This window comes from Frigoribacterium sp. 2-23, from assembly GCF_049601585.1.
GTDB lineage: Bacteria > Actinomycetota > Actinomycetes > Actinomycetales > Microbacteriaceae > Frigoribacterium.
The window spans coordinates 2,592,033-2,614,136 of sequence record NZ_CP187126.1; the positions used below are offsets into that span (position 1 = coordinate 2,592,033).

20 protein-coding genes are annotated in these 22,104 nt (G+C 69.7%); 8 read left to right on the forward strand and 12 right to left on the reverse strand.

Annotated elements, in window-relative coordinates:
* Positions 1-4: 4 nt before the first annotated feature.
* From ACPEEZ_RS12315 to ACPEEZ_RS12370, 12 genes are all read right to left on the reverse strand, one after another.
* The gene (locus ACPEEZ_RS12315; RefSeq protein WP_423919436.1) at positions 5-1,174 is read right to left on the reverse strand and encodes a glycosyltransferase family 4 protein; all 1,170 of its coding nucleotides are present in this window, start codon (positions 1,172-1,174) and stop codon (positions 5-7) included.
* Entirely contained in the window at positions 1,171-2,553 is a 1,383-nt protein-coding gene (locus tag ACPEEZ_RS12320; RefSeq protein ID WP_423919439.1) for a glycosyltransferase, read from the reverse strand. Before ACPEEZ_RS12320 ends, ACPEEZ_RS12315 begins: the two co-directional genes overlap by 4 nt.
* Entirely contained in the window at positions 2,550-4,805 is a 2,256-nt protein-coding gene (locus ACPEEZ_RS12325) for a lipopolysaccharide biosynthesis protein (RefSeq protein WP_423919442.1), read from the reverse strand. The genes ACPEEZ_RS12320 and ACPEEZ_RS12325 overlap by 4 nt, the downstream gene beginning before the upstream one ends.
* The gene (locus ACPEEZ_RS12330) at positions 4,802-5,872 is read right to left on the reverse strand and encodes a beta-1,6-N-acetylglucosaminyltransferase (protein WP_423919445.1); all 1,071 of its coding nucleotides are present in this window, start codon (positions 5,870-5,872) and stop codon (positions 4,802-4,804) included. The genes ACPEEZ_RS12325 and ACPEEZ_RS12330 overlap by 4 nt, the downstream gene beginning before the upstream one ends.
* 271 nt (positions 5,873-6,143) lie before the next feature.
* Positions 6,144-6,698, reverse strand: a complete 555-nt coding sequence (locus ACPEEZ_RS12335; protein ID WP_423919447.1) for an NAD(P)H-dependent oxidoreductase — start codon at positions 6,696-6,698, stop codon at positions 6,144-6,146.
* Positions 6,699-6,809: 111 nt separating this feature from the next.
* Positions 6,810-7,448, reverse strand: a complete 639-nt coding sequence (locus tag ACPEEZ_RS12340; RefSeq protein ID WP_423919450.1) for a hypothetical protein — start codon at positions 7,446-7,448, stop codon at positions 6,810-6,812.
* Complete coding sequence (locus ACPEEZ_RS12345; protein WP_423919452.1) at positions 7,435-8,388, reverse strand: aldo/keto reductase; 954 nt, start codon at positions 8,386-8,388, stop codon at positions 7,435-7,437. Before ACPEEZ_RS12345 ends, ACPEEZ_RS12340 begins: the two co-directional genes overlap by 14 nt.
* A gap of 83 nt (positions 8,389-8,471) precedes the next feature.
* The gene (locus ACPEEZ_RS12350) at positions 8,472-9,446 is read right to left on the reverse strand and encodes a D-isomer specific 2-hydroxyacid dehydrogenase family protein (protein WP_423919455.1); all 975 of its coding nucleotides are present in this window, start codon (positions 9,444-9,446) and stop codon (positions 8,472-8,474) included.
* A gap of 245 nt (positions 9,447-9,691) precedes the next feature.
* A complete protein-coding gene (locus tag ACPEEZ_RS12355; protein WP_423919458.1) occupies positions 9,692-11,371 on the reverse strand; it encodes an alpha-amylase family glycosyl hydrolase in 1,680 nt (559 codons plus the stop codon).
* A 94-nt stretch (positions 11,372-11,465) separates the two neighbouring features.
* Positions 11,466-12,314, reverse strand: a complete 849-nt coding sequence (locus tag ACPEEZ_RS12360; protein ID WP_423919461.1) for a carbohydrate ABC transporter permease — start codon at positions 12,312-12,314, stop codon at positions 11,466-11,468.
* Complete coding sequence (locus ACPEEZ_RS12365) at positions 12,314-13,291, reverse strand: carbohydrate ABC transporter permease (protein ID WP_423919464.1); 978 nt, start codon at positions 13,289-13,291, stop codon at positions 12,314-12,316. Before ACPEEZ_RS12365 ends, ACPEEZ_RS12360 begins: the two co-directional genes overlap by 1 nt.
* Positions 13,291-14,622, reverse strand: coding sequence for an extracellular solute-binding protein (locus ACPEEZ_RS12370; protein WP_423919467.1), 1,332 nt, complete (start codon positions 14,620-14,622; stop codon positions 13,291-13,293). The genes ACPEEZ_RS12365 and ACPEEZ_RS12370 overlap by 1 nt, the downstream gene beginning before the upstream one ends.
* A gap of 351 nt (positions 14,623-14,973) precedes the next feature.
* Here ACPEEZ_RS12370 and ACPEEZ_RS12375 point away from each other — a divergent pair, with 351 nt between their 5' ends.
* The 8 genes from ACPEEZ_RS12375 to ACPEEZ_RS12410 all read left to right on the forward strand — a co-directional run bounded on the left by ACPEEZ_RS12375 (position 14,974) and on the right by ACPEEZ_RS12410 (position 22,046).
* Entirely contained in the window at positions 14,974-15,984 is a 1,011-nt protein-coding gene (locus ACPEEZ_RS12375; protein ID WP_423919469.1) for a LacI family DNA-binding transcriptional regulator, read from the forward strand.
* A 143-nt stretch (positions 15,985-16,127) separates the two neighbouring features.
* A complete protein-coding gene (locus ACPEEZ_RS12380; RefSeq protein WP_423919472.1) occupies positions 16,128-17,081 on the forward strand; it encodes a type IV toxin-antitoxin system AbiEi family antitoxin domain-containing protein in 954 nt (317 codons plus the stop codon).
* Between the two features lie 121 nt (positions 17,082-17,202).
* Positions 17,203-17,868, forward strand: a complete 666-nt coding sequence (locus ACPEEZ_RS12385) for a bifunctional 4-hydroxy-2-oxoglutarate aldolase/2-dehydro-3-deoxy-phosphogluconate aldolase (RefSeq protein ID WP_423919475.1) — start codon at positions 17,203-17,205, stop codon at positions 17,866-17,868.
* Complete coding sequence (locus tag ACPEEZ_RS12390) at positions 17,865-18,932, forward strand: sugar kinase (protein ID WP_423919478.1); 1,068 nt, start codon at positions 17,865-17,867, stop codon at positions 18,930-18,932. The genes ACPEEZ_RS12385 and ACPEEZ_RS12390 overlap by 4 nt, the downstream gene beginning before the upstream one ends.
* A gap of 235 nt (positions 18,933-19,167) precedes the next feature.
* The gene (locus ACPEEZ_RS12395) at positions 19,168-19,602 is read left to right on the forward strand and encodes an acyl-CoA thioesterase (RefSeq protein ID WP_423924274.1); all 435 of its coding nucleotides are present in this window, start codon (positions 19,168-19,170) and stop codon (positions 19,600-19,602) included.
* A 69-nt stretch (positions 19,603-19,671) separates the two neighbouring features.
* Positions 19,672-20,310, forward strand: coding sequence for an MOSC domain-containing protein (locus tag ACPEEZ_RS12400; protein WP_423919481.1), 639 nt, complete (start codon positions 19,672-19,674; stop codon positions 20,308-20,310).
* A gap of 50 nt (positions 20,311-20,360) precedes the next feature.
* Positions 20,361-21,320, forward strand: coding sequence for a fumarylacetoacetate hydrolase family protein (locus ACPEEZ_RS12405; RefSeq protein WP_423919484.1), 960 nt, complete (start codon positions 20,361-20,363; stop codon positions 21,318-21,320).
* A gap of 123 nt (positions 21,321-21,443) precedes the next feature.
* The gene (locus ACPEEZ_RS12410) at positions 21,444-22,046 is read left to right on the forward strand and encodes a PadR family transcriptional regulator (protein WP_423919486.1); all 603 of its coding nucleotides are present in this window, start codon (positions 21,444-21,446) and stop codon (positions 22,044-22,046) included.
* Positions 22,047-22,104: the final 58 nt, after the last annotated feature.

A 22,104-nucleotide genomic window follows, 5' to 3' on the forward strand; every position in this document is an offset into this window, starting at 1 on the left:
CGCGTCAACGCCGGCGGCCTCGCGTCGCGGCGTTCAGCACGGCCTCGATGCCATCCACATGAGTACCCGACGGGAAGCGCGCAGCGACGCTCGCGCGGGCGCGGTGGCCGAGCTCCGGCGAGCGCGTGCGCCAGTCGAGGAGCGACCGTATCCGGGCCGCCAGCCCCGCAGCGTCGCCCGGTTGCACGAGCAGCTCGGCGAACTCGCCGGTCAAGATCTCAGGCATGCCGCCGACGTCCGACCCGATGGCGGGTCGTCCCGTCGACATGGCCTCGACGAGGACACGACCGAACGACTCCGGCTCCTCCGACGGCGCGACCACGACGTCGGCCGCATGGAGCAGCGGCACGACGTCCGCGCGCGGGGGCAGCACCTTCACCACACCCGCGGGCAGAGCGGAGATGGCCGACGCGACGTCAGGATCACCGACGCCCTGACCTGCCAACACCAGCAGCGCCTCCTCGGGGTCGAGGCCCAGCGCCCGCCATGCCGACAAGAGCGTGACGACGCCCTTGCTGCTCGAGATGCGGCCGTAGAAGAGGACGATCGTCGGCTCGACAGGCAGGCCGAGGAGGCGGCGGGCGGCTTCGCGCTCCGGCAGACCCCCCTCGGGGTAGCGGTCGATCGGCACGGCGTTGTGCACCACCGTGATCTTGTCGGCCGGAACGCCGTGCTCGACCCAGAGCCGCTTCATGTAGTCGCTGACCGCGATGAACCGGTCGACCCCGAGGGTCACGAGGCGGGTGCGGCCGTAGTTCGGCGCATGGTGCAGGTGTACGACGAGCGGGATGCGCGCGAGACGCGAGACGACCTGCGCCCAGATGACGTGCTCGGGGCGGCTGAGCCACAGGACGTCGGGGCGGAACCGTCGGGCGAGACGCGCGGCTCCGGTGAAACGGCCGAGGTCGCTCAGGGCCCGGTCGACGCCGAACTCGAACGAGACCGGTCCGCGCACGACGACTCCTGAGCGCTCGTACGTCGCACGCTGTTCTCCGTCGAGGGCGTACAGCAGCTCGACGGTGTGGCCTCGGGCGACGAGTTCGCGCGTGTCCTCGATGGTGCAGACCTCGATGCCGCCGAGGTAGTTCAGGAACGCAGCCGTGGTCAGCACACGCATCGGCTCGGTCGTGGCTCGACGGTGGGCCGTGACCGGTGTGCCGGTGACCGTCGTCATGAGCCCGAGCCCGTCCGGCCGGGCGACGTGCCGTGGCCCGACGTGCGCTCTCGCCACACGCGTCGGCTCGTCAGGTACGCGCCGGGGCCCTTGGGTGCATCCCGCATCTCGCTGATCACGAGCGACCGCGGGTACCGGTCGTCGATGGAATCGGCGCGTGTCTCGTCGCTCGGCTGATTGCGGTTGACGAGCTTCTGCACGTTCTGTCGGAGCATCGTGCCCACGGCGAGCGGCAGCTGATACCCGAGCGAGGCGAGGTGGCGCGGGTCGTTCAGGACGAGCGACGTCAACATCGCCGTGAAACCGAGTCCGTTGCCCCGCAGCTGCTTCAGGAGCTCGTCGAGGCCGCGCCGGTGCTTGTGGTGGACGACGGCCGACGGCTCGTAGCCGAGCGCACCTCCGGTCCAGAGGATCGAGATCATCGTCGCCAGGTCTTCGCCGCCGCGCGCCGGCGTGCCGGTGCCCAGCGCGGTGTCGAAACCGCCCACGCGACGCAGGGCGCTCGCGCGGAACGCCATGTTCGCGCCGGCTCCGAAGGCGCCGACGCCGTAGACCGCGACCTTGCGCAGCTCCTCGCCGCCGCCGTTGCGGACGGACACGCGCGAACCCCGCAGGAACGTGGGGAGGCGCGGGTCGGCCTGGACACGCAACGGCGTGAACGTGCGCTCGCCGCTGAATCCGCCGTAGTAGCGCTCGAACCAGATCTGCGCGGGTGTCTCGAGCTCGGCGGGCAGGATCAGCCCGGTCGCAGCATCGAGCCCCGGGTCGCGGGCGAATCGTGTGCCGAGGGCGCGCAGCCAGTTCGGCTCGACGCGGACGTCGTCGTCGGTGAAGGCGATGATCTCGCCCCGGGCCGCGGCGACACCGGCGTTGCGGCCTGCCGAGATGCCCGGGCGGCGCTCGGCCACCACGCGGACTCGGTCACGACCTGCGACGAGTTCAGGAAGCCGGTCGTGCGGCGGCAGCGAGGTGCGGTTGTCGACGATCAGGAACTCGACGTCGGGGTAATCGACGTGCGCGAAGCCGTCGAGCAGCAGCTCCAAGTCTTCGTCGCGACCCACGATGGTCGACACGACCACCGTGATGCTCGGCAGGTCCGCGTCCGCGATGGGCGTCTTCGGTGCGACGGACCGTGCGGCGGCCGAGACCTGATCTGCCATCGACCGCAGGGAGGCGACGGCCAGGGCGAAGCCCTCCGTGCCGAGACCCCCGGTCTCGACGTCGAGGTCGACGACTCCGACCGGGACACCGCCCACGCGGCCCACCACCATGGCGGTGCCGTAGTGGCCGGCCTCGGGCGCGACCGGCTCGGGGCCGTCGAGGTCGACCGTGATGACCTGACGAGGCAACGGTTCGACCGTCGCCGTGGTGTTCTTCATCGGAGGCTCCTCTGGGTCTCGAGCGAGACGGTGGCGGGTGATGCGGTGACGGCGGCTTCAGCGGAATCCGCGACGTCGGCGGGTTCGGCGGGTTCGGCGGGTTCTGCGGACCCGGCCGGTCGGGTCAACCCGGCGGCCGCAGGACGTGCCGGGACCGGCTGCGTCGACTCGGCCGTCTCGGCCGACGATGCGGTCAAGGCCGACAGGGCCGCGGCGCGGGCCGCCGCCGTCCTGATCGCCGAGTGGTCGAGCGGAGCGGGGGTCGCAGGCGCCGCAGCGGGCTCGGGGTCCTTCGCCGCGCCTCCTCGTGCCTGACGAAGCCGCACGAAGAACCACGGGATGCACGCCACCGCGACGACGAAGCGGGCGATGTTCCACTCGAGCGACTGAGGGAGCAGCATCGACGCGGCCGCGAGGGCCACACCACCGAAGATCGACAGCACCAGGGGTGCCGGGGCGGAGCGCCACTGGTGGTCTTTCGGGAGGCTTCGCCTCTGCAGGAACGCCATGACACCGTACGAGAGGAAGGTCGCGAGGCCCGCACCGAAGATCCCGACGACCGGGATGAGCGCGATGTTGAGACCGATGTTGAGCACGGCCGCGATGCCCGTGATGAGCGCCACCGTCTTGCCGCGACGGCTGATGACGAGCAGACGTCCTGACGCGCCGCCCGCCGCGACGGGGAACGCGGTCAGCGCGACGACGAACACGACGACGGTCAACGTCTCGGGTCGGAAGCTCGCGGGAGCGAGGATCGGCAGGGCGAGCGGCGACGCCAGGGTCACGGCGAGGACGATCGGGATGAGCATGCGGTACAGCTCGTCGCGGGAGCGCAGGGCGAGGGCGACCCGCTCCCCCACGTCGCGCATCTGAGCGAACTGGGCCGCCCAGGCGCCGTTCGTGAACGACAGCATCAGGATCACGGCTGAACCGACGACGTAGGCGACCTGGTACTGACCGACCGCGTCCGGCCCCTCCATGCGCTGCAGGACGATGCGGTCTCCTGCGTTCAAGACGAAGTAGGCGAGGCTCGACACGGCGAGCGGCAGTCCGAGCTTCATGGCGCGCTTCGTGATCGACCAGTCGACGAGCCCCTGGAGGCGCGGCCTGGTGACGATGACGCCCACGATCATCGCGGCGAACTGCGAGACCACCCCGCCCCAGGCGTACGTCGTCGCGTCGCGGTGCACGAAGATCAGGAGGGCGAGCCCGACGAGCTGACCGCCGACCGCCGACAGGGCGCTGACGATGGCGAACGACCGGAACCTGTCCTCGGCGAGCAACAGGGCGAGCATGACCGACACCGCGGCGGAGGGACCGGTCCACAGGATGACGAGGACGACGATCGTCTGGTCGGTGCCGAAGCCGAGCAGGCCGCTCCACAGCGGGACCGTCACCGCCGCGATGATCGAGACGGTCAGGGCGACCACCATGCCGACGGCGACCAGGCCGCGGGATGCCTTCGCGTCCCCGTCCTCGGCGCGCTGCAGCACGAGCGCCTGATCCAGACCGATCAGGGCCACGACGCTCAAGACCTGATAGAGCGCGATGGCGGACGCGAGCGATCCGAACTGCCCCGGGCCGAGCAGGTGGGCCAGCACCGGCGACACGACGGTGCTGGTCACGAGTTGCAGCGACCAGACGACGACGTAGAGCAGGCCGCGTCCGAAGAGCCGGGACTGGCCCGTGGACGCCGGCCTCTCGTCGGGCGTGACCATGGCGACGTGGTGCGCCGCCGGGGTCGGGTCGGAGGAGTCGGCGGCTTCGGGCTCCGCGGGCTCGGTCTCCGTGCGAGCCGGCTCCGCAGGTGCTGCGGCGGGTGCCGACTCGGGCTCCGCAGGTGCTGCGGCGGGTGCGGGCTCGGGCTCGGCAGGTGCTGCGGCAACGGCGGCAGCTCCGGTCGTCCCCGTGCCGGTCTCGCCGGTGGTGGTCGGATGTTCAGACTCGCGAATGACGGGTTGCCCGTGCGAGCCGTCGGGGCGGACCGACGACGCGACGGCCGCCTGCGGAGCCGACGCGAGCAGCGCCTCTTCGTCGGCCGAGTGGCGCAGACCGGCGAACAGGTCGTCCATGGTGCGCGGCCCGATCGCTCGTCGAGGATCGACGGTGACGGTCTCCGTCTTCGTGCCCGTGGTGACGTGCACCGTCACGGGGTGGTCGCAGTCGGTCGCGACGGCCACCGTGATCGCGTCGTCGGGCCCGACGGTGACGGTGACCTCCGACTCGTACTGCTGCTCGTGCGGGGGCTTCATCGGACACCCGTGGTCGGCAGGTCGACGCTCGGAGCCACCGACTCGTCCTGCGGAACCGACGAGCCCTGCGGACCGGAAGGCACCTGCGGACCCGACATGGCCGGCGCCGCGGCGGACATGCGACGGCGCAGCTCGTCACGGGCCGGTCCGCGCAGCGCGAAGCGGTCGTCGAGCACATCGAGCACGTCGTCGGTCGTGCCGGTCGTGAACTTGCGGGCGAACACGTGATCCGTCGGGATGCGCGGATCGGTGCGTCGCGTCAGCAACGCAGGCACCGCCTCCGTCGTCAACCACGGCGGGCTCTTCCGACGACGGCCGTCCCAGCCGATGAACCACAGGCTCGTCGTGACGAGCTCGTCCTCCCAGTGCGGCACGAAGCGCGGCGTCTTCAGGATCGACGCGACGAAGGTCTCGTCGGCGACCCACGACCGCCGCCAGAAGGCGACGAGATCGGGGTTCTGGTCGTACGCGTCGACGACGGCCTGCGCGTGGTGCCGGGCGAGCACCTTCAGCTGCGATCCTCCTGCGAAGACGACACCGGTGGGGAGGCGGCGAGGGACGGGGAGGCGCAGCATGCGTTTGTTCCACGCCCAGTGTCGATAACGCAGGCGACCGTATCCGCCCGCACGCCATTCCGGGTGCGGCAACGCGTGCAGGTACGCGAACGACTCGCCGACATGCTCGGCGAGCAGCTCGGCGATCTCGACGGACGACGCGATCGGGTAGTCGCTGCCGGTCAGCAGGGCGACATGCGTCACGTCGGTCGTCTCGAGAGCCAGGCGATAGCCCTCGATCTCGGCCTCGACGTTCTCGAAGCGGGCCCATCCCGTGCGCAGTCGCGACATCATGCGGGCCCGCGCGGGGAGCCCGTCGGCCATCGCGTCGTACACCTCGTCGGGCGTCCGCGCATCGCAGTGCACGAACACCGGGAACGGATCGAGGGCGTCGACGAGCCGGTGCAGATGGGTCGGGTCGGCGTGCGCCAGCACCACGCAGGCGAGGGTGGCGTCGGGCGCACCGTCGTCGGAGGGGAGCAGCGCCTGGTTTTCGGGCAAGGCAGACCGCATGGGTTCGGGTCCTGTCAGGTTCGGGAAATCCTGGAGGGAGGGGTGCTGGGTATCGAGCGGCGTGGTGATCACCGCCGGAGCCGACTGGGGTAAGCAGTCGGGTAGTGCCGGGACCTCGAAGCTAGCCCATGACGATGCGGCGCACAATGGCAATGTCCTCACTTATGAGGACATCCACCGGTTTCATCGGTCACTCAGGGCAACCCGCCTGAGACGACGAAGGCCGACGACCCCGTGGGGACGCCGACCTTCGGTCATCGAAGCGTGCGTGTTACGCGGCAGCCTTCGCTGCGGCGGCGACCGCCGACACGACGTCGCGCAGCCGCTCCACCACTTCGGCGTCGTCACGCGGGTGCACGTCGGCGAAGCGCACGACCGAACCGGGGATCGACAGCTTGATGTCGTCGAGCACGTTCGCACCGGCGATGCCGAACGACTTGCGCGCCTCGTCCTGCGCCCAGACGCCACCGAACTGGCCGAAGGCGCTGCCGATGACGGCCGTCGGCTTGCCCGAGATCTGGCTCTCGCCGTAGGGACGCGACGCCCAGTCGATGGCGTTCTTCAGGACGGCGGGGATCGTGCCGTTGTGCTCGGGGGTGATGACCAGCACGGCGTCGGCAGCCGAGAGGGCCGAACGGAACGCCACGGCCGAGGCCGGCACGGCACTCTCGGTGTCGATGTCCTCGTTGTAGAACGGCAGCTGCGCGAGACCGTCGAACACCGTCAGCGTCACGCCCTCGGGAGCGTTCTGGACCGCCGCCTCGGCGATCTGCTTGTTGGTCGAACCGGTGCGAAGGCTACCGACGAGGACGAGGATGCTGGTCATGGAACTCCCTGAGTTGTCGACGTGCGCATGACACGTCACGAAAAGACGTCGAGAGGTATGACCACGAGGGTCGTCCGGCTATTCCCGTCGGTTCGTCAGGAGCTCGGCTAGTCAGGATTCCGGCACGCCCGTGATCGTGGTCGTGACATCGACCACGCTCGGCGTCGGAGGCGCGGAGGCGAAGCCGAACCGCACCGGAGGCTCGAGCCGCGCGACGGTACCGATCTCGGCGCCGCGCCATCGGCCCGACACGGCCTCGATCTCGCGAGCCAGGCTGACGCCGTAGTACTCGCGGCGACCCGAGCCGGCCGAACCCGCGGTGCGCACCCCGGGGACGAGCACGCGGGCGATCGGGTCGATCGCCGTGAGCCACAGCGGGCTTCGAGACAGACGCCGCGGCACGATCCTGAGCAGCCGACCGAGGGCGGAGACTCCCCCGACCCGCACGGCCAGCTCGAGCTCGCCGGCCCTGAGTTCGACACCCCACGACGTGTAGCGCCAATCGACCGGAACGATCCGGACCTCGTCGAACGTGTAGGTCGCCGAGACGAAGTCGGCGACGGACTGCGTCGGGGCGATCAGGAGGCGGTGGCCGGTGCTGTCCTCGATCATCACGTCCGCGAAGCGGCCCAGCGGCGAGGTCGACCAGAGCCCGACCACGAAGCGGGTGCCGCTCGTCGAGCCGAACCCCGCGATGCGTCCCGAGAACTCGACGCGTCCCGAGGCCCGTCGCGCGCTACTCCGGAACACGCGCCGACGTCGCGTCCAGCGTCGACAGCTCGTCGGCCGTGAGCGTCACGCCGTCCGCCGCCATCAGTGCCGGCAGCTGACCGAGTATCCGGGCGCTGGCGATCGGCGCGACGACGGTCGGCTGTGCCTGCAGCCAGGCCAGGGCGATGGTCGCGAGCTCGACCTCGTGGGCCTCGGCGATGTCGGACACCGCATCCACGACCGCAAGCCCCTCGTCGCTGAAGTAGCCGTCGACGCTACCGCTGCGGGCAGCATTGGCGAAGTCGTCCCGCGTCCGGTACTTGCCGGTCAAGAAGCCGGCCGCCAACGACCAGTACGGCGTGACACCCAGATCGAAGGCCTCGGCGACCGGCGCGTATTCCGTCTCGAACGGCCGACGCTTGACGAGGTTGTAGTGCGGCTGCAACGCGACCGGCAGCTGGAACCCCTCGCGCTGCGCGATGGCCAGCCACTGGCGGATCCGCGCGGGCGTGTAGTTCGAGATGCCGACCTGACGCACCTTGCCTGCTCGGACGAGCGCGTCGAGGGCGCCGAGGGTCTCCTCCAGCGGCACGCTCTCGTCGTCGTAGTGGGCGGAGTACAGGTCGATCCGGTCGGTCTGCAACCGCTCGAGCGACGCATCCGCCGCCGCGGCGACGTTCGACGCGGAGAGTCCTGAGTAGTCGGGGTGCTGACTCAGCTTCGTGCCGATGACGATCCCGTCCCGCCGCGCCGCGCCTCCCGCGGCCAGCCACGAGCCGATGATCGTCTCGGACTCTCCGCCTGAGTTACCGGGCGCCCAGGCCGAATAGACGTCGGCCGTGTCGACGAAGTTGCCGCCCGCCGCGACGAAGGCGTCGAGCACGTCGTGCGACGTCGACTCGTCGCTGGTCCAGCCGAAGGTGTTGCCACCGAGGGCGAGCGGGTAGACGTCGAGGTCGGATGATCCGATGCGAGGCATGGTGATCCCTTCAGGATTCGGGTGATGTCTTCGTTCTAACGCGCCCCTCGGTGGGTTGTTCCGGGCGCACTCAGGTTGAGCCGTCAGTAACCCTGCTCGACGTCGACGACTCCGACCGGGTCCGAACCGTCGATGAGCGCCTGGACGTTCTCGCGGACCCTCTCCTGGAAGAGCGGCTCGGTCATGTCGTTCGTGTTCGCTTGGTGCGGCGTGATCAGGGCACCGGGCAGCGACCAGAGCGGGTGCCCGTCCGGGAGCGGCTCGGGATCGGTCACGTCGAGGCCGGCCGCGCCGATGCGGCCGTTCTCGAGGGCCTCGACGAGCGCGTCCGTGTCGATCAGCGGGCCGCGGGCGATGTTCACGACGACCGCGGTCGGCTTCATGGCCGCGAACTCGGCGGCTCCGAGGAGGCTCCGGGTCGTGCCGGTCAGCGCGGCCGCCACGACGACGACATCGGCCTCGGGCAGCGCGTCGGTCAACTCGTCGGTCGTGATGGTGCGGTCGGCCCCGTCGACGGCGGCCTGAGTTCGGCGCACCATCGTGACGTGCACGTCGAACGGCCGCAGCAGGCGTAGCAGTTCGGTGCCGATACCGCCCGCCCCGACGATCACCACCCGGCTGCCGTTGAGCGAGATGCCCCGTTCCTGACGTTCCCACGAGGAGGCGCGGGCACGGATCTGCAGGGATCTCAGGGTCGCGAGGGTCAAGGCCAGGGCGTGCTCGGCGACCGGGGCGCTGTAGGCGCCCTTCGCGCTCGTGAAGACGAGTCCGTCCCGCGCCGACGCACGCATCGTGTCGACGTAGGAGTCGACCCCGGCACTCGGCAGCTGGACCACCTTGATGCCGCGGTGCTCGGCGAGCGACGCACGCAGCGCCTCCTGATCGACCCGCCCGCCGAGGACGACCATCTCGGTCTCGGCGCCGAGGGGGACGATCCGCCCTCCTGCCTGCTCGACCGCTCGCCGGGCCGGCTCGACGCCCCACGCATCACGGGGCCGTCCGTCGCGCACGGTGTCGGAGTCAGGTTCGGGCAGCACGGTGACGGCGATGGAGGTCATCGACCCAACCTACCGATGACGCTTGTGTCTCGATCAGGTCACGATGCCGGCGGATGTCACGAGGACGCCGCTGTCGAGTGAGAGAGTTTCATCGTTTGCAGGTCGAACCCGATCGGCGACTAAGAAGAGGCCTCGTCAATGGCGACAGGGCCTCTTCTTATTTCACCGTCCCGAGCGCCCGTCGGCGCGAGTGCCGGGCGACGCGAGTGCCGGGCGACGCGAGCGGACCGCTGGCGAGCCTGACGTCAGTCGGCGCGAATCCAGACGGTGGTCTCCCCGGGGAGCATCGCGGAGCCGTCGACCGATGTCTCGAGCGGACCGCTGGCGAGCAGCACCGTCCCCGATGGCAGCGCGGCGGGCGACGTCCCGAAGTTGGTCACCGAATGCCAACCGTCGTGGCGGGAGAAGTGCACCACCGGCGACCCGACCTCCGACACCCAGTGCAGGTCTTCTCCTGATTGCACGTCATGGCGCAGGGCGAGCGCGGCCCGGTAGAGCGACAGCGTCGAGTCGGGTGCGTCCTGTTCGACCGACACGGCGAAGTCCGCGAACCAGGCCGGCTGGGGCAGGTGCGGCTCGTGGGTGCCGAAGCCGAACGCCGGCGACGTCGTGTCCCACGGGATCGGCACTCGGCAGCCGTCGCGACCCTTGCGCTCGTGCAGTGTCCTGGTCCAGACCGGGTCCTGCAGCTGGTCGTCGGGGATGTCGGCGACTTCGAACAGGCCGAGCTCCTCCCCCTGATAGATGTAGGCCGAGCCGGGCAGCGCGAGCATGAGCAAGGAGGCGGCTCGTGCGCGACGCAGACCCGTCACCTCGTCGAGCGCGGGCGACGTGCCCTGCGACGACACGAAGTCGTCGCCGTCCGTGGTGGCGGGGAGGCCGTAGCGGGTCGGGTGCCGGATGACGTCGTGGTTCGACAGGACCCAGGTGCTCGACGCGCCGCTCTGGGCCGCGAGCTCGAGGTTCGACTCGATGATCGTCCTGAATTCGGTGGCGTCGAACTCGGCGCGCGTGAGCTCGAAGTTGAAGGCCTGACCCAGCTCGGTCGGTCGGGCGTACAGGGAGACGCGCTCGCGAGCCACCCAGGCCTCGGCGACGGCCGTGCGCGGCGGGTCGTACTCGTTGAAGACATCGCGCCAGCCTTCGAAGATGGTGTGCACCTCGTCGCGGTCGTACAGCGGATCGCTGCCGTCGATCGGCAGGCCGAAGTCCTTCGGGTTCGCGTCGCGGAGTGGCTCCGTCAGGTCTTTCGCGAGCCCGTGCGCGACGTCGACCCGGAACCCGTCCACACCGCGATCCGACCAGAACCGCAACGTCGTGTGGAAGTCCGCCCGCACCTCCGGGTTGTCCCAATCGAGGTCCGGTTGCTCAGGAGCGAACAGGTGCAGGTACCACTGCTCGGGCGTGCCGTCGGGTCGGGTGAGGCGTGTCCAGGCGCTACCGCCGAAGTTCGACTGCCAGGTCGACGGCGGCGTGGCACCATCGGCCCCGAGGCCGTCCCTGAAGATGTAGCGGGCCCGTGCCGCGCTGCCGGGTTCGGCGGCGAGCGCCTGTTGGAACCACACGTGTTGGTCGGAGGTGTGGTTCGGCACGATGTCGACGATGATCTTCAGGCCCGCCTGATGTGCCGCCGCGACGAGGGCGTCGAAGTGCTCGAGGGTGCCGAGCTTCGGGTCGACGTCGCGGTAGTCGGCCACGTCGTACCCGCCGTCGGCCAGTTCGGACGGATAGAACGGGCTGAGCCACACCGCGTCGACGCCGAGCGCCTTGAGGTACGGGATGCGTGACGTGACTCCTGCGATGTCGCCGAGCCCGTCCCCGTCGGTGTCGGCGAAGCTGCGCGGGTACACCTGGTACACCGTGGCCTGCCGCCACCAGTTCGGGTCGGCGGGTGGCGTCGCAGCGGGGGTGGTGCGGTCGGTCATGGGGGCTTCGTTCTCTCGGGGTCTTCTTGGGGGTGGGGCGGCTGGGCGGGATTTCAGGGCGGACGGAGGCGCGGGGCGGCAACGCCCGCCGGGGTCACCCCTTCACGGCACCGGACGTGAGCCCCGACACGATCGACCGGCGGAAGATCAGGACGAGCAGCACGATCGGGACGGTCGCCGACACCGACGCCGCGAAGATGGCGCCGTACGGCACCGTGAACTGCGTGCCGAACAGGGCGATGCCGACGGGGATGGTGCGGAACGACGTCTCGCTGTTGAAGGTGAGCGCCATCAGGAACTCGCTCCACGCCGCGGTGAAGGTGAACACGCCCACGGTGAACAGGCCCGGCTTCGACATCGGCAGGATGACGGAGAACACGGTGCGGAGAGGGCCTGCTCCGTCGATCTCGCTGGCCTCCTCGATGGTCGACGGGATTCCGGCCAGGTAGTTCCGCATGATCCAGATGGCGAACGGCAGGTTGAACGCGACGTACGGGATGATCAGGCCCGGGTAGCTGTTGAGCAGCCCGAGCTGTCGCTCGATCAGGTAGATCGGCGTCAACACCGCGATCGCGGGGAAGACGGACAGCATGAGCAGCGTCGTCATGATCGCCGTGCCGCCGCGGAGCTTCCGCCCCACCAGCGCGTATCCCGCGAACAGGGCCAGCGCCAGCACGATGACCGTGGTCGAGACCGCCACGATCACGCTGTTCATCATGTAGACGGCGAGGTCGTTGGAGACGAACGCCGTCACGTAGTTCTGGAACGTCCACTCCTGCGGAAACGCCGTCGGTGGTGAGGACGCGACCTCGCTCGCCGACTTGAACGACGACACGAGCAGCCAGTACAACGGCACGGCCGTGAACAGGGCGATCACGATTCCGCCTATGTTGACGACGTTGATCCAGCGCCGCCAACCGCGACGCACCTTCGTGCGAGCCATCACTCGCCCCCCTTCGCCTGATTCCTGAACGCCCGCAAGAAGACGAGGCAGCCGAGACCCACAATCAGTGCCGTCGAGGTCGCGATCGCGGCCCCCGGCCCGATGTTGATGTCTTGGAACAGGACCTTGTATCCCATGATCGCGAGGGTCTGGGTCGACGTGCCCGGGCCTCCTTGCGTCAGGACGAACGGCAGGTCGAAGACGCCGAACGCCTGCAACACCCGGAACAGCACCGCGATGGTGAACGTCGGGGCGAGCTGCGGCATGACCACGCGCCAGAACGTCGTCCAGGCGCTCGATCCGTCGAGCTCGGCCGCTTCGTACTGTTCATCAGGAATCATGACGAGCCCGGCGAGCAGGATGATGGCGACGAAGGGCGTCGTCTTCCAGATGTCCGCCACCATCAGGGCGACGGCGGCCGACACCGGTTCGCCGAGGATGACGGGCGGGTCGCCGGTCACGAGGCCGATCCCCCAGGTCGCGATGCCGTAGGTGGAGTCGTAGATGTACTTCCAGAGCTGAGCCGACACGATCGTGACGAGCGACCACGGCACGAGCAGCAGCGCCAGCATCCAGCCGCGCGTCACCCCGAGACGTTCGAGCACGAGTGCGGACAGCATGCCGAGCACCAGCTCGATCGCCACGGTGACGACGGTGTACAGGACCGTGAAGCCGAGTGCCCGGTACCAGTCGCTGCTCTGCGCGAGCGCCCCGTAGTTGCCGAGGGTGAACTCGTCGATCTGGAACCCGTCGTAGTCGATCGAGACGCGCGCGAAACTCAGGACGACCGAGTACAGCACCGGGAAGACGGTCACCAACAGGATGATCAGCAGCGCCGGGGAGGCGAACAGCCAGGCGCTCCGGCTGCGGGTGGTCGCGAGGGAGGCGCGGGTCGAGCGTTCAGGCCCTCTCGCGTTCGCATCGGCTCGCTTCGACGACGTCCGCATGGTCGGGCGGGTCTCCTCCTGAATCGCCATCAGAGGGCCTGCCCCGCGAGGGCGACGTCCATCTGTCGCTGCATCCGGCTCGTGCCGGTGGAGACGGCGGACTGCCCGGCGGCGATCGAGTTGGCGTTCACGTAGATGCCCTGCGACATCTTCGGGTAGAACGCCGTCGCCGTCGGCCGCGGGACGAGTGTGTAGTCGGCGGCGATCGCGTATTGGGGCTTGGCCGCCGCGACGGCGTCCGGGCTGGTCAGCGAGGCCGTCCGGGCCGGGATGACGCCGCCCTCGCGGACGATCAGCTGTTGCGCGTCCTCGTCGGCGAGCCAACGGGCCCACGCGAGCGCGGCCGCCGGGTGCGCGGTGTGCGGGTTGATGTAGCTGCCCCACCCGCCGATCGCCGTGTTCGTCTCGTCAGTGCCGTCGAAGCCGGGGCGGGAGCGGATGCCGACCTTGCCTGCGACGCTCGAGGCGTCCGGGCTGTTCGCGGTGTCGTACGCATACGACCAGTTCCGCAGGAACGCGGCACGCCCGGTGGTGAACGCGTCGAGGCTCGCCTGCTCGATGTAGGTGAGCGCGGCGCGGGGCGTGATGCCGTCCTTGACGAGGGAGTTCATGAATTCCAGACCGCGCCGCACCTCCGACGAGGTCGCCGTCGACTTCGTGACCTCGGCGTCCGTGAAGCGTCCTCCCGCGTCCGCGACGAACTCGACGGCGTTGCAGGTCATGCCCTCGTAGACGTTTCCCTGCCAGACGAAGCCGTAGTCGACGTCGCCCTCGTCGATCAACTTCTTCGACGTCCGGACGACCTCCTCCCACGAGTCGGGTACCTGGAGGCCGTGCTTGTCGAGCAGGTCCTGTCGGTAGACCAGGAAGGAGTTGTCGATGTAGACGGGGAACATGAAGTACTCGCCGTTGACGCGCGCGGCAGTCCTCAAGCCCTCGGGGTATTGGTCCCAGAAGTCGTCCGGCACGAGCTGCCCGACGGGGACCGCCAGCTTGTTCTCGGCGAACTGCCCCGGCCACGCGATGTCGCCGTGGATGACATCGGGGCTCTGCGAGCCGGCCGCGATCTGCGTCGTCAGCGTCGTCCGGTTCGTGTCCGTGTCGGCCGGTGCGGCGACGACGTTGACCCGCACGTTGGGATAGGCCTTCCTGAACTCCTCGATGAGCCTCGGCCTGAGATCCCCACCGGTGTTCGTGGCGATGTTGGCACTCCACCAGTCGATCGTGACGGGCTCGTCGCCCACCTCCGTCGGCCAGTCGGAGACGTCGGTGCGCTCGGCTCGCGGGGCACAGCCTGCGAGCATCAGAGCTCCTGCGACGCCGGCACCGCCGACGAGCAGCCCCCTTCGATCGATCTGCATGCGTCCTCCTCGACGTGGATGCGGGTCAGGTGCACGGACCTCGAACCCGTCCGCCTGATCGGACGAGGCACAATGACCGCGCTTGCACAGCCTAGGAAGAATCGACGACAGGCGTCAAGCAAGGCGTCGACGCGGAAGCGATTCTGTGCAGAATGTGCAATCTTGTGGCTGGCTGTATTGGCTCCGATGAGGTACCGTCGAAGTGCAAGCGCTTGCATTTCGAGCGGACACTGTGATCGAAAGGCGACTATCGTGCCGGGCTCATCTCGCAAGGCACCCATTGCCTCGGCGACTCAGCCCGCACCTCCTTCGGGTCAGCCCTCGGCTTCTTCGCCCCGGGCCGCGGCGACAATGCAGGATGTCGCGCAGGCGGCGGGGGTCTCCGTCTCGACCGTCTCGCGAGCGCTGCGCGGTTCGTCGAAGGTGAGGCCCTCCACGATCGCGGCCGTCCGCGCTGCCGCTTACTCCCTGGGCTTCGTCGCGTCGCCCAGCGCATCGAGCCTGGCAACGGGGAAGGTGCGTCGCGTAGCCGTCCTGATCGGCGCACCCCTGACCGACTGGTTCAGCGGGTCCATCCTCGACGGCATCTACGACGTGCTGCGCGAGGCAGGGCTCGACCTGCTGCTCTACCGCGTGCACAACCGCTCCGAGCGCGACGAGTTCTTCCGCATCCTGCCGGCTCGACGGAACGCCGACGCACTGATCGTCGCTTCTTTCGCGCTGAGCGAGGAGGAAGAACGCATCCTCGACGACTCCGAGACACCCGTCGTGTTCTTGAGCCAGCGAGTGGCCGGACACGCGAGCGTCGGTGTCGACGACGCCGGAGACGGGCGGACGGCCGCCCGCCTCCTGCTCAATCTCGGCCACACCCGCTTCGCCTACCTGCGTAACAGTCTCGATCTCGGGTTCCGCTGGAGCGCCCGCGGCCGTCACGACGGATGGACTCGGGAACTCGACGACGCATCGGTGACGCAGGAGGCACGGGTCGACATCGACCTGCCGGTCGGCCCTGACTTCGGAGAGAAAGCCGCCGCACGGCTCCTCGCCGGACCGCTGCCCGTGGCCGTCACCGCCGAGAACGACGACCTCGCACTACGCCTGTTGATCGCCCTCGAACGGATCGGCGCGCGGGTTCCGCAGGACATCGCCATCGTCGGCTTCGACGGTCAGCCGCGAGCGCTCGAGTTCGGCATCACGACGGTGGCGCAGCCCGTGCACGACATGGCCCGACTCGCCGCCGAGGCGGCGACCGCACTCGCGCTCGGTGCGACCGTCGACTGGCACGCCCTGCCCGACGACGCCGTCGAGTTGCCGACGACATTGCTGCTCGGACGCACAACCCAGGCCATCGCGCGCACCTGACGACCGATCCGGCGCGGCTGCGACCACCCAGACCCGCGACACGAGAGGTCTCACCTCCTCCCCCGTGCCGGCTCCGGCCACGTCCTCCACATCCGAGGCGACGCGAGCCGCAGGCCGACCGCCAGGTCGACAGCATGACGCGCATGACCTCCATCGCAGAACTCGTCAGCGCCGCGGGCGGCGTCCTCCGCAAACGCGACCTCGTGGCGTTGGGCGCCACCGATCGTCGCCTCACCCATGCCGTGCGGTCGGGAAGCGTCCGGCGCCCTCGCCGAGGGTGGTACTCGACGCTGAGTCCGGCCGATCGGCGATTCCAGGCCGTGCGCATCGGCGGGCGCCTCTCGGGAGCCGCGGCCCTCTTCGAATGCGGGGCCTGGCTCCAACGGCGCCCGCCGCTCACGGTCTCCGTCCCTGCCAACGCGTCGCGCCTCAGACCACGGCGCCGTGCCCGGGTCGTGTGGGACGGCCGCGACATCTGCGATCGCGGCTCGCTCACGAGTGTCGACCCGCGCGACGCACTCGTGAGGGCGATCTGCGAACTCGATTTCCTGGACGCCGTGGCCGTCGTCGATTGGGCGCTGCACACGGGACTGATCGAGCTCGACGATCTGCCCCGCCTCCTCGCGCACCTGCCCCGTGACGCACAACGCATCATCGGATGGGTCGACCCGAAGACGCAGAGCATCCTCGAGAGTCTGGTCCGGACGCGTGAGCGCTTGCGGGGGAATCAGGTCGAGATCCAGTGCCGCCTCAGCAACGGGCAACTGCTCGACCTGCTCATCAACGGCATCGTCGGCCTGGAGACGGACGGTCGGGAATTCCACGAGAGTTCGTTCGAGGTCGACAGACGCAAGGACTGCGTCATCATCGGCGACGGTTACCTCCCGCTCCGAGCGAGCGCGAGCATGGTGCTGCGCGACGCCGATCGGCTGTCTCGCGCGATCGAGACCCTGCTCACCATCCACAACGACCCACCCCCGAGTCGGCCCGACATCCTGGATCTCGCACGCCCTCTGCCCGGGCGCGGTCGGCGGCCCTGGCGGCTCGGGCGGGTTCCCTGCCGAGCCGACCGCACGAGATTCCCCTGCCCGGCCTGATCACTCGCCGATCGCTCGACCGCGCTGGCGAGAGGACAGATGCTCCACGATCGTGCTCGCCGCCGAAGACCGCTATACAGGAAGAACGATCACCCGCCCGCAGCGTCGCGAAAGGCCGCCGATGAGCGCCACTCCTCCACCCATCCGCACCGATCCGTCCCAGATCCTCATCGACACCGGAGTAGTGGCCGTCCTCCGCGCACCGCACGCTCGGGACTACGCCCCCGTCATCGAAGCCCTCGCCGAGGGCGGCGTCCGCAGCATCGAGTTGACCCTCAGCACTCCGGGCACGTTCGACGAACTGCCCGAGCTCCGACGCCGGTTCGACGACGCCATCGAGATCGGCGTCGGCACCGTCACGTCGGTCGTTCAGGCTCAGACGGCGATCGACCTCGGCGCGGACTACCTCGTGACACCCATCACGGTCGCGGACCTCATCGACGTCGCCGTTTCAGGAGGAGTACCCATCTACCCGGGCGGCCTCACACCGACCGAGCTCTTCGCGGGTTGGGCCCGCGGTGCGACCGCCGTCAAGCTCTTCCCGGCGTCGACCGTCGGCCCGGGGTACCTCGGCCAGCTCAGCGGCCCCTTCCCCGACCTCGAGGTCGTCCCCTCAGGAGGCATCTCGATCGACGACGTCGACGGGTGGATCTCGGCCGGAGCGCTCGCCGTCAGCCTGGGCGGGCCCCTGCTCCAGGATGCGTTCCGAGGAGGCTCGGCTCGGGCTCTCGAGGAGCGCGCGAGACAGGTCCGCGGTCGCGTCGACGCCGCACGGAGCGCCCGTTGACCGGAACGCCGTACGTCGTCACGATCGGCGAGACGATGGGCCTCCTGTCGACCGTCACTCCGGGGCCGCTGTCGCATGCCGCCACGATGACACTGGGCATCGGGGGCTCGGAGTCGAACGTCGCGATCGGGGTCAGTCGGCTCGGGGTCGGGTCGGTATGGATGGGACGCGTGGGCGACGACGCCGTCGGACGCCTGGTCGAACGGGAGATCCGCGCCGAGGGGGTCGAGGCACGGGTCATCGTCGATCCTGAGGCTCCGACAGGGCTCATGCTCAAGGAGCGTCGCACGGCGACGAGCCAGAGCGTGAATTACTACCGAGCAGGCAGCGCCGGTTCCCGGTTGTCGCCCGACGACCTCGACGAGGAGTTGCTCGCAGGCGCCGCCGTCGTGCATGTCACCGGGATCACGGCCGCACTCTCGGCGTCGGCGGATCAGGCGATCCGGCGGGCCGTGCAGATCGCGCGGCAGAACGGCGCCCTCGTGTCCTACGACGTCAACTACCGCTCGAAGCTCTGGTCGACCGACCGGGCCGCCGAGTTCGCGCGCAGCCTGCTGCCGTCGTGCGACGTCGTCTTCGCAGGAGAAGACGAGGCGGCGATGGTGCTCGGCGGCGAGCCGGGCGCGACGTCGCCCACGCCGCCTGAGTTCGCGACCGATAAGGCAGCCAAGGCAGACAAGGCAGCCGAGGCAGCCGCGCCGACCACGGCACCCGCCCTGTCCCTCCTCGCCGGGCGACGCCTCGAGCTGGCGTGCGGTCTGGCCCGACTCGGGCCGGCCCAGGCCGTCGTCAAGTGCGGAGCCGATGGCGCCGTCGCCCTCATCGACGGTCACGAGCACGTGAGGCCGGGCGTGCCGATCGTCCCGCACGACACGGTCGGTGCCGGCGATGCGTTCGTCGCCGGCTATCTCGCCGAGCTGGCACTGACCCGCCCGGCCGAGGCGCGCCTCCTGACCGCCGTCACGACGGCGGCCTTCGTCTGCCTCTCGCCCGGCGACTGGGAAGGGCTCCCGCGTCGCGCAGAGCTCGACCTCCTCAGCGCCACGGAGCCGGTGCAGCGCTGATTCCCCGACCCGCGCCTCCTGAGTCTTCGTCACTCGGGGGCGCGGGCATCGGTCGTAGCATGACGTCCTGACATCGAGACGGTCAGCGCCGACGTCTGACATCACGACCCGAGAGCACCCCATGAACTCCCACGACACGACGACCGACTCGACGCCAGACCCGACCTCGACGCCAGCCCCGACCCCGGCGCCAGACTCGACCTCGCCGCTCGACGCCCCCGCACCTGCCGGGCGGATCGCCCCGACCTCTCCGGAGGCGGACGAGATCACCTTCCGCACCCGCAAGTGGGTGCGCCCCGAGGACCTGAACGCCAACGGCACCCTGTTCGGCGGCAGCCTGTTGCGCTGGATCGACGAGGAGGCGGCGATCTACGCGATCCTGCAACTGGGCAACGGGCGGGTGGTCACGAAGTACATCTCCGAGATCAACTTCGTCTCGAGCGCCAGTCAGGGAGACCTGGTCGAGATGGGGCTGCGTGCCACGTCGTTCGGACGCACGTCCCTGACCATGCGCGCGGAGGTGCGGAACATGGTCACGCGGCACAGCATCCTGACGATCGACACCATCGTGTTCGTGAATCTCGGGCCGGACGGGTTGCCTGCTCCGCACGGTTACGACTCGATCACGTACGACAGGGATCGCATCCCGACGAAGTCGCTGAACTCCTGACCAGCCGACCTCGCTCGCCGTCGACTCGAACCGCTTGTCGCGCTGCGACCGGTGCGGCAGCATGGGGTGATGCCCGTGATCACCGCCGTCTGCCGCGTCGCCGCCCTGCTACCCGACTCGGGCAGCATCGGCGTGACCGCGATCGACAAACGGCCCGTCTCCGAGGCGATCCCGGTGAAGACGCTCGGCGTGTACGGCGACGTCCAGGCGAGTCGCAAGCACCACGGCGGCCCGGACAAGGCCGTCTACGCGTATGCCGACGAGGACGCCGCGCTCTTCGCGACGATGCTCGACCGTGACGTCGCACCCGGGCTCTTCGGCGAGAACCTCCGGACGACCGGCCTCGACATCACGGGCTCCGTCATCGGCGAGCACTGGCACGTCGGCGAGACGCTCGTGCTCGAGGTGACCATGCCGCGGACGCCCTGCGCCACGTTCGCCCGTCGGATGCGCGAGCCGGGATGGGTGCGACGTTTTCAGGCGGAGGGGCGCCCCGGCGCCTATCTCCGGGTCGTCAAGCAGGGCACGATCGCCGCGGGAGACGAGGTCGTCGTCGCGTCACGCCCCTCGCACGGCATCACGATCGGCGAGGCCTTCGCCGGCCTGAGCCCCGAGCGCGCCTCGACGCTGCTGGGCGCGCGGGACATCACGCTGCGTGACGCCATGCGCCAGGCCGCCCTCAAGGCCGAGCTCCGCGCCGTCGGTTAGTCAGGCTCGCTCCGCCCTCGCCCAGCCACAGCCCAAGAAACGGAGCACTCGTGCGCCTCATCACCTACCTCGAGCACGGCCGCACCCGCACGGGTGTCGTCGACGAGGCCCACACGGTGCACTCCGTCGCGGGCGCCGACCGCGCGGATCGCGCCGAGCACGCCGAGCACGCCGAGCACGCCGACCGCGACGGAGCCCCCGCCGTCGGCGAGTCAGGCAACCCGACCCCCGAGCACGACCTCGTCTGGGCGATCGAGAACACCGCCGCGGTGACGGCCTGGGCTGCCGGTCTCGTGCCGGGTTCGGGCACGCCGGTCGCCGACGTGCAGCTCCTGGCCCCGTTCCCCCGTCCGCGACGCAACGTGTTCTGCATCGGCAAGAACTACGCCGACCACGTGAACGAGGTCAAAGGCACCGGAGGCACGGGTGAGGCCCCGACCACTCCCATCGTCTTCACGAAGCCCCCGTCGAGCGTGGTCGGCCCCGAGGCCGGCGTCGAGTCCTTCCCGCGTCTCACCAGCGAGCTCGACTACGAGGCGGAGCTCGCCGTCATCATCGGCAAGGGCGGCCGGGACATCTCCGCTGCCGACGCCGCGTCGCACATCTGGGGCTACACGATCGTCAACGACGTGTCGGCCCGCGATCGCCAGCGCGACCACAAGCAGTGGCTGCTCGGCAAGGGGCTCGACACGTTCTGCCCGATGGGCCCGGCGGCCGTGAGCGCGGACGAGATCGATCCGGCCGGGCAAGCACGGCCCGACCTGCGCGTGCAGTCCCGCGTCAACGGCGAGCCAAGGCAGGACGGTTCGACGCTCGACCTGATCTTCGACATCCCGACGCTGATCGAGACCCTGTCGGCCGGTCTCACCCTCGAGCCCGGAGACGTCATCGCGACCGGGACCCCGGCGGGTGTCGGAGCGGGCTTCACGCCACCGCGCTACCTCACCGCCGGCGATGTGGTCGAGGTCGAGATCACAGGACTCGGCATACTTCGCAACGTGGTGGTCTGAGCCACGGCCCCGCTCGACTCGACGATCTCCTGACATCCCCGCACCGGCGACCAGCGTCGGCAGCGCGGTCAGCCGGCTCACGTCCGCGTTGACGCATCCGACTACTCATGCGAGAGTACTCCGGTGTCTTCCATCCGCCTGTTCATCCTCGACTCGTTCGCGCGTCACGGAGAGATGCACGGGCACCAGCTCCGCCTGCAGGCAGAACAGGAACACGTCCATCACTGGACGGACGTCTCCGTCGGCTCCCTGTACGGTGCCATCAAGCGCCTGGCGACCGAGGGGCTGCTCGAGATCGCCCGGACCGAGCGCGACGGGAACTTCCCCGAGCGCCACGTCTATGCGATCACGGACGCCGGGCGCGAGACACTCGCCCGCGTCCGGCAATACGGTCTCGACGAGGTCGTCTTCCGGCCCGATCCGTTCGATCTCGCCTTGACCCGCCCCGATATCGACCACATCGACGAACTCGGCGACACGATCGAAGCGCGCCGCGCGGCGCTGCAGAGCATGCTCGACGAAGCGGTGACCGAACTGACGCGCGCGGCGCCCTACCTGTCCGTCGCCGAGACGCACGCCATGCTCCATCGCCAGCACCGCCTCCGGGCGGAGCTCTCGTGGCACGACAGCCTGCTCGAGTCGCTGCCCGCCATCGTCGCCGACGAGAAGGCAGGCGCCCGGCATGCCGAGGCGGCCTCGCGTGTCACGCCGACCCGTTCCTCCTGAACTCCCCTCCCCCGTTCTCCTCCCCTCACCAGGCGACCACCGCCTCCTGGTTTCCGCC

What these genes read in the sequence shown, in the direction of transcription:
- ACPEEZ_RS12380 (WP_423919472.1), top strand. Translation starts at nt 16,128, where the DNA reads ATGACCTCCATCGCAGAACTCGTCAGCGCCGCGGGCGGCGTCCTCCGC.
- ACPEEZ_RS12350 (WP_423919455.1), bottom strand. Translation starts at nt 9,446, where the DNA reads ATGACCTCCATCGCCGTCACCGTGCTGCCCGAACCTGACTCCGACACC.
- ACPEEZ_RS12320 (WP_423919439.1), bottom strand. Translation starts at nt 2,553, where the DNA reads ATGAAGAACACCACGGCGACGGTCGAACCGTTGCCTCGTCAGGTCATC.
- ACPEEZ_RS12325 (WP_423919442.1), bottom strand. Translation starts at nt 4,805, where the DNA reads ATGAAGCCCCCGCACGAGCAGCAGTACGAGTCGGAGGTCACCGTCACC.
- ACPEEZ_RS12330 (WP_423919445.1), bottom strand. Translation starts at nt 5,872, where the DNA reads ATGCGGTCTGCCTTGCCCGAAAACCAGGCGCTGCTCCCCTCCGACGAC.
- ACPEEZ_RS12315 (WP_423919436.1), bottom strand. Translation starts at nt 1,174, where the DNA reads ATGACGACGGTCACCGGCACACCGGTCACGGCCCACCGTCGAGCCACG.
- ACPEEZ_RS12360 (WP_423919461.1), bottom strand. Translation starts at nt 12,314, where the DNA reads ATGGCTCGCACGAAGGTGCGTCGCGGTTGGCGGCGCTGGATCAACGTC.
- ACPEEZ_RS12375 (WP_423919469.1), top strand. Translation starts at nt 14,974, where the DNA reads ATGCAGGATGTCGCGCAGGCGGCGGGGGTCTCCGTCTCGACCGTCTCG.
- ACPEEZ_RS12385 (WP_423919475.1), top strand. Translation starts at nt 17,203, where the DNA reads ATGAGCGCCACTCCTCCACCCATCCGCACCGATCCGTCCCAGATCCTC.
- ACPEEZ_RS12345 (WP_423919452.1), bottom strand. Translation starts at nt 8,388, where the DNA reads ATGCCTCGCATCGGATCATCCGACCTCGACGTCTACCCGCTCGCCCTC.
- ACPEEZ_RS12355 (WP_423919458.1), bottom strand. Translation starts at nt 11,371, where the DNA reads ATGACCGACCGCACCACCCCCGCTGCGACGCCACCCGCCGACCCGAAC.
- ACPEEZ_RS12365 (WP_423919464.1), bottom strand. Translation starts at nt 13,291, where the DNA reads ATGGCGATTCAGGAGGAGACCCGCCCGACCATGCGGACGTCGTCGAAG.
- ACPEEZ_RS12335 (WP_423919447.1), bottom strand. Translation starts at nt 6,698, where the DNA reads ATGACCAGCATCCTCGTCCTCGTCGGTAGCCTTCGCACCGGTTCGACC.
- ACPEEZ_RS12370 (WP_423919467.1), bottom strand. Translation starts at nt 14,622, where the DNA reads ATGCAGATCGATCGAAGGGGGCTGCTCGTCGGCGGTGCCGGCGTCGCA.
- ACPEEZ_RS12400 (WP_423919481.1), top strand. Translation starts at nt 19,672, where the DNA reads ATGCCCGTGATCACCGCCGTCTGCCGCGTCGCCGCCCTGCTACCCGAC.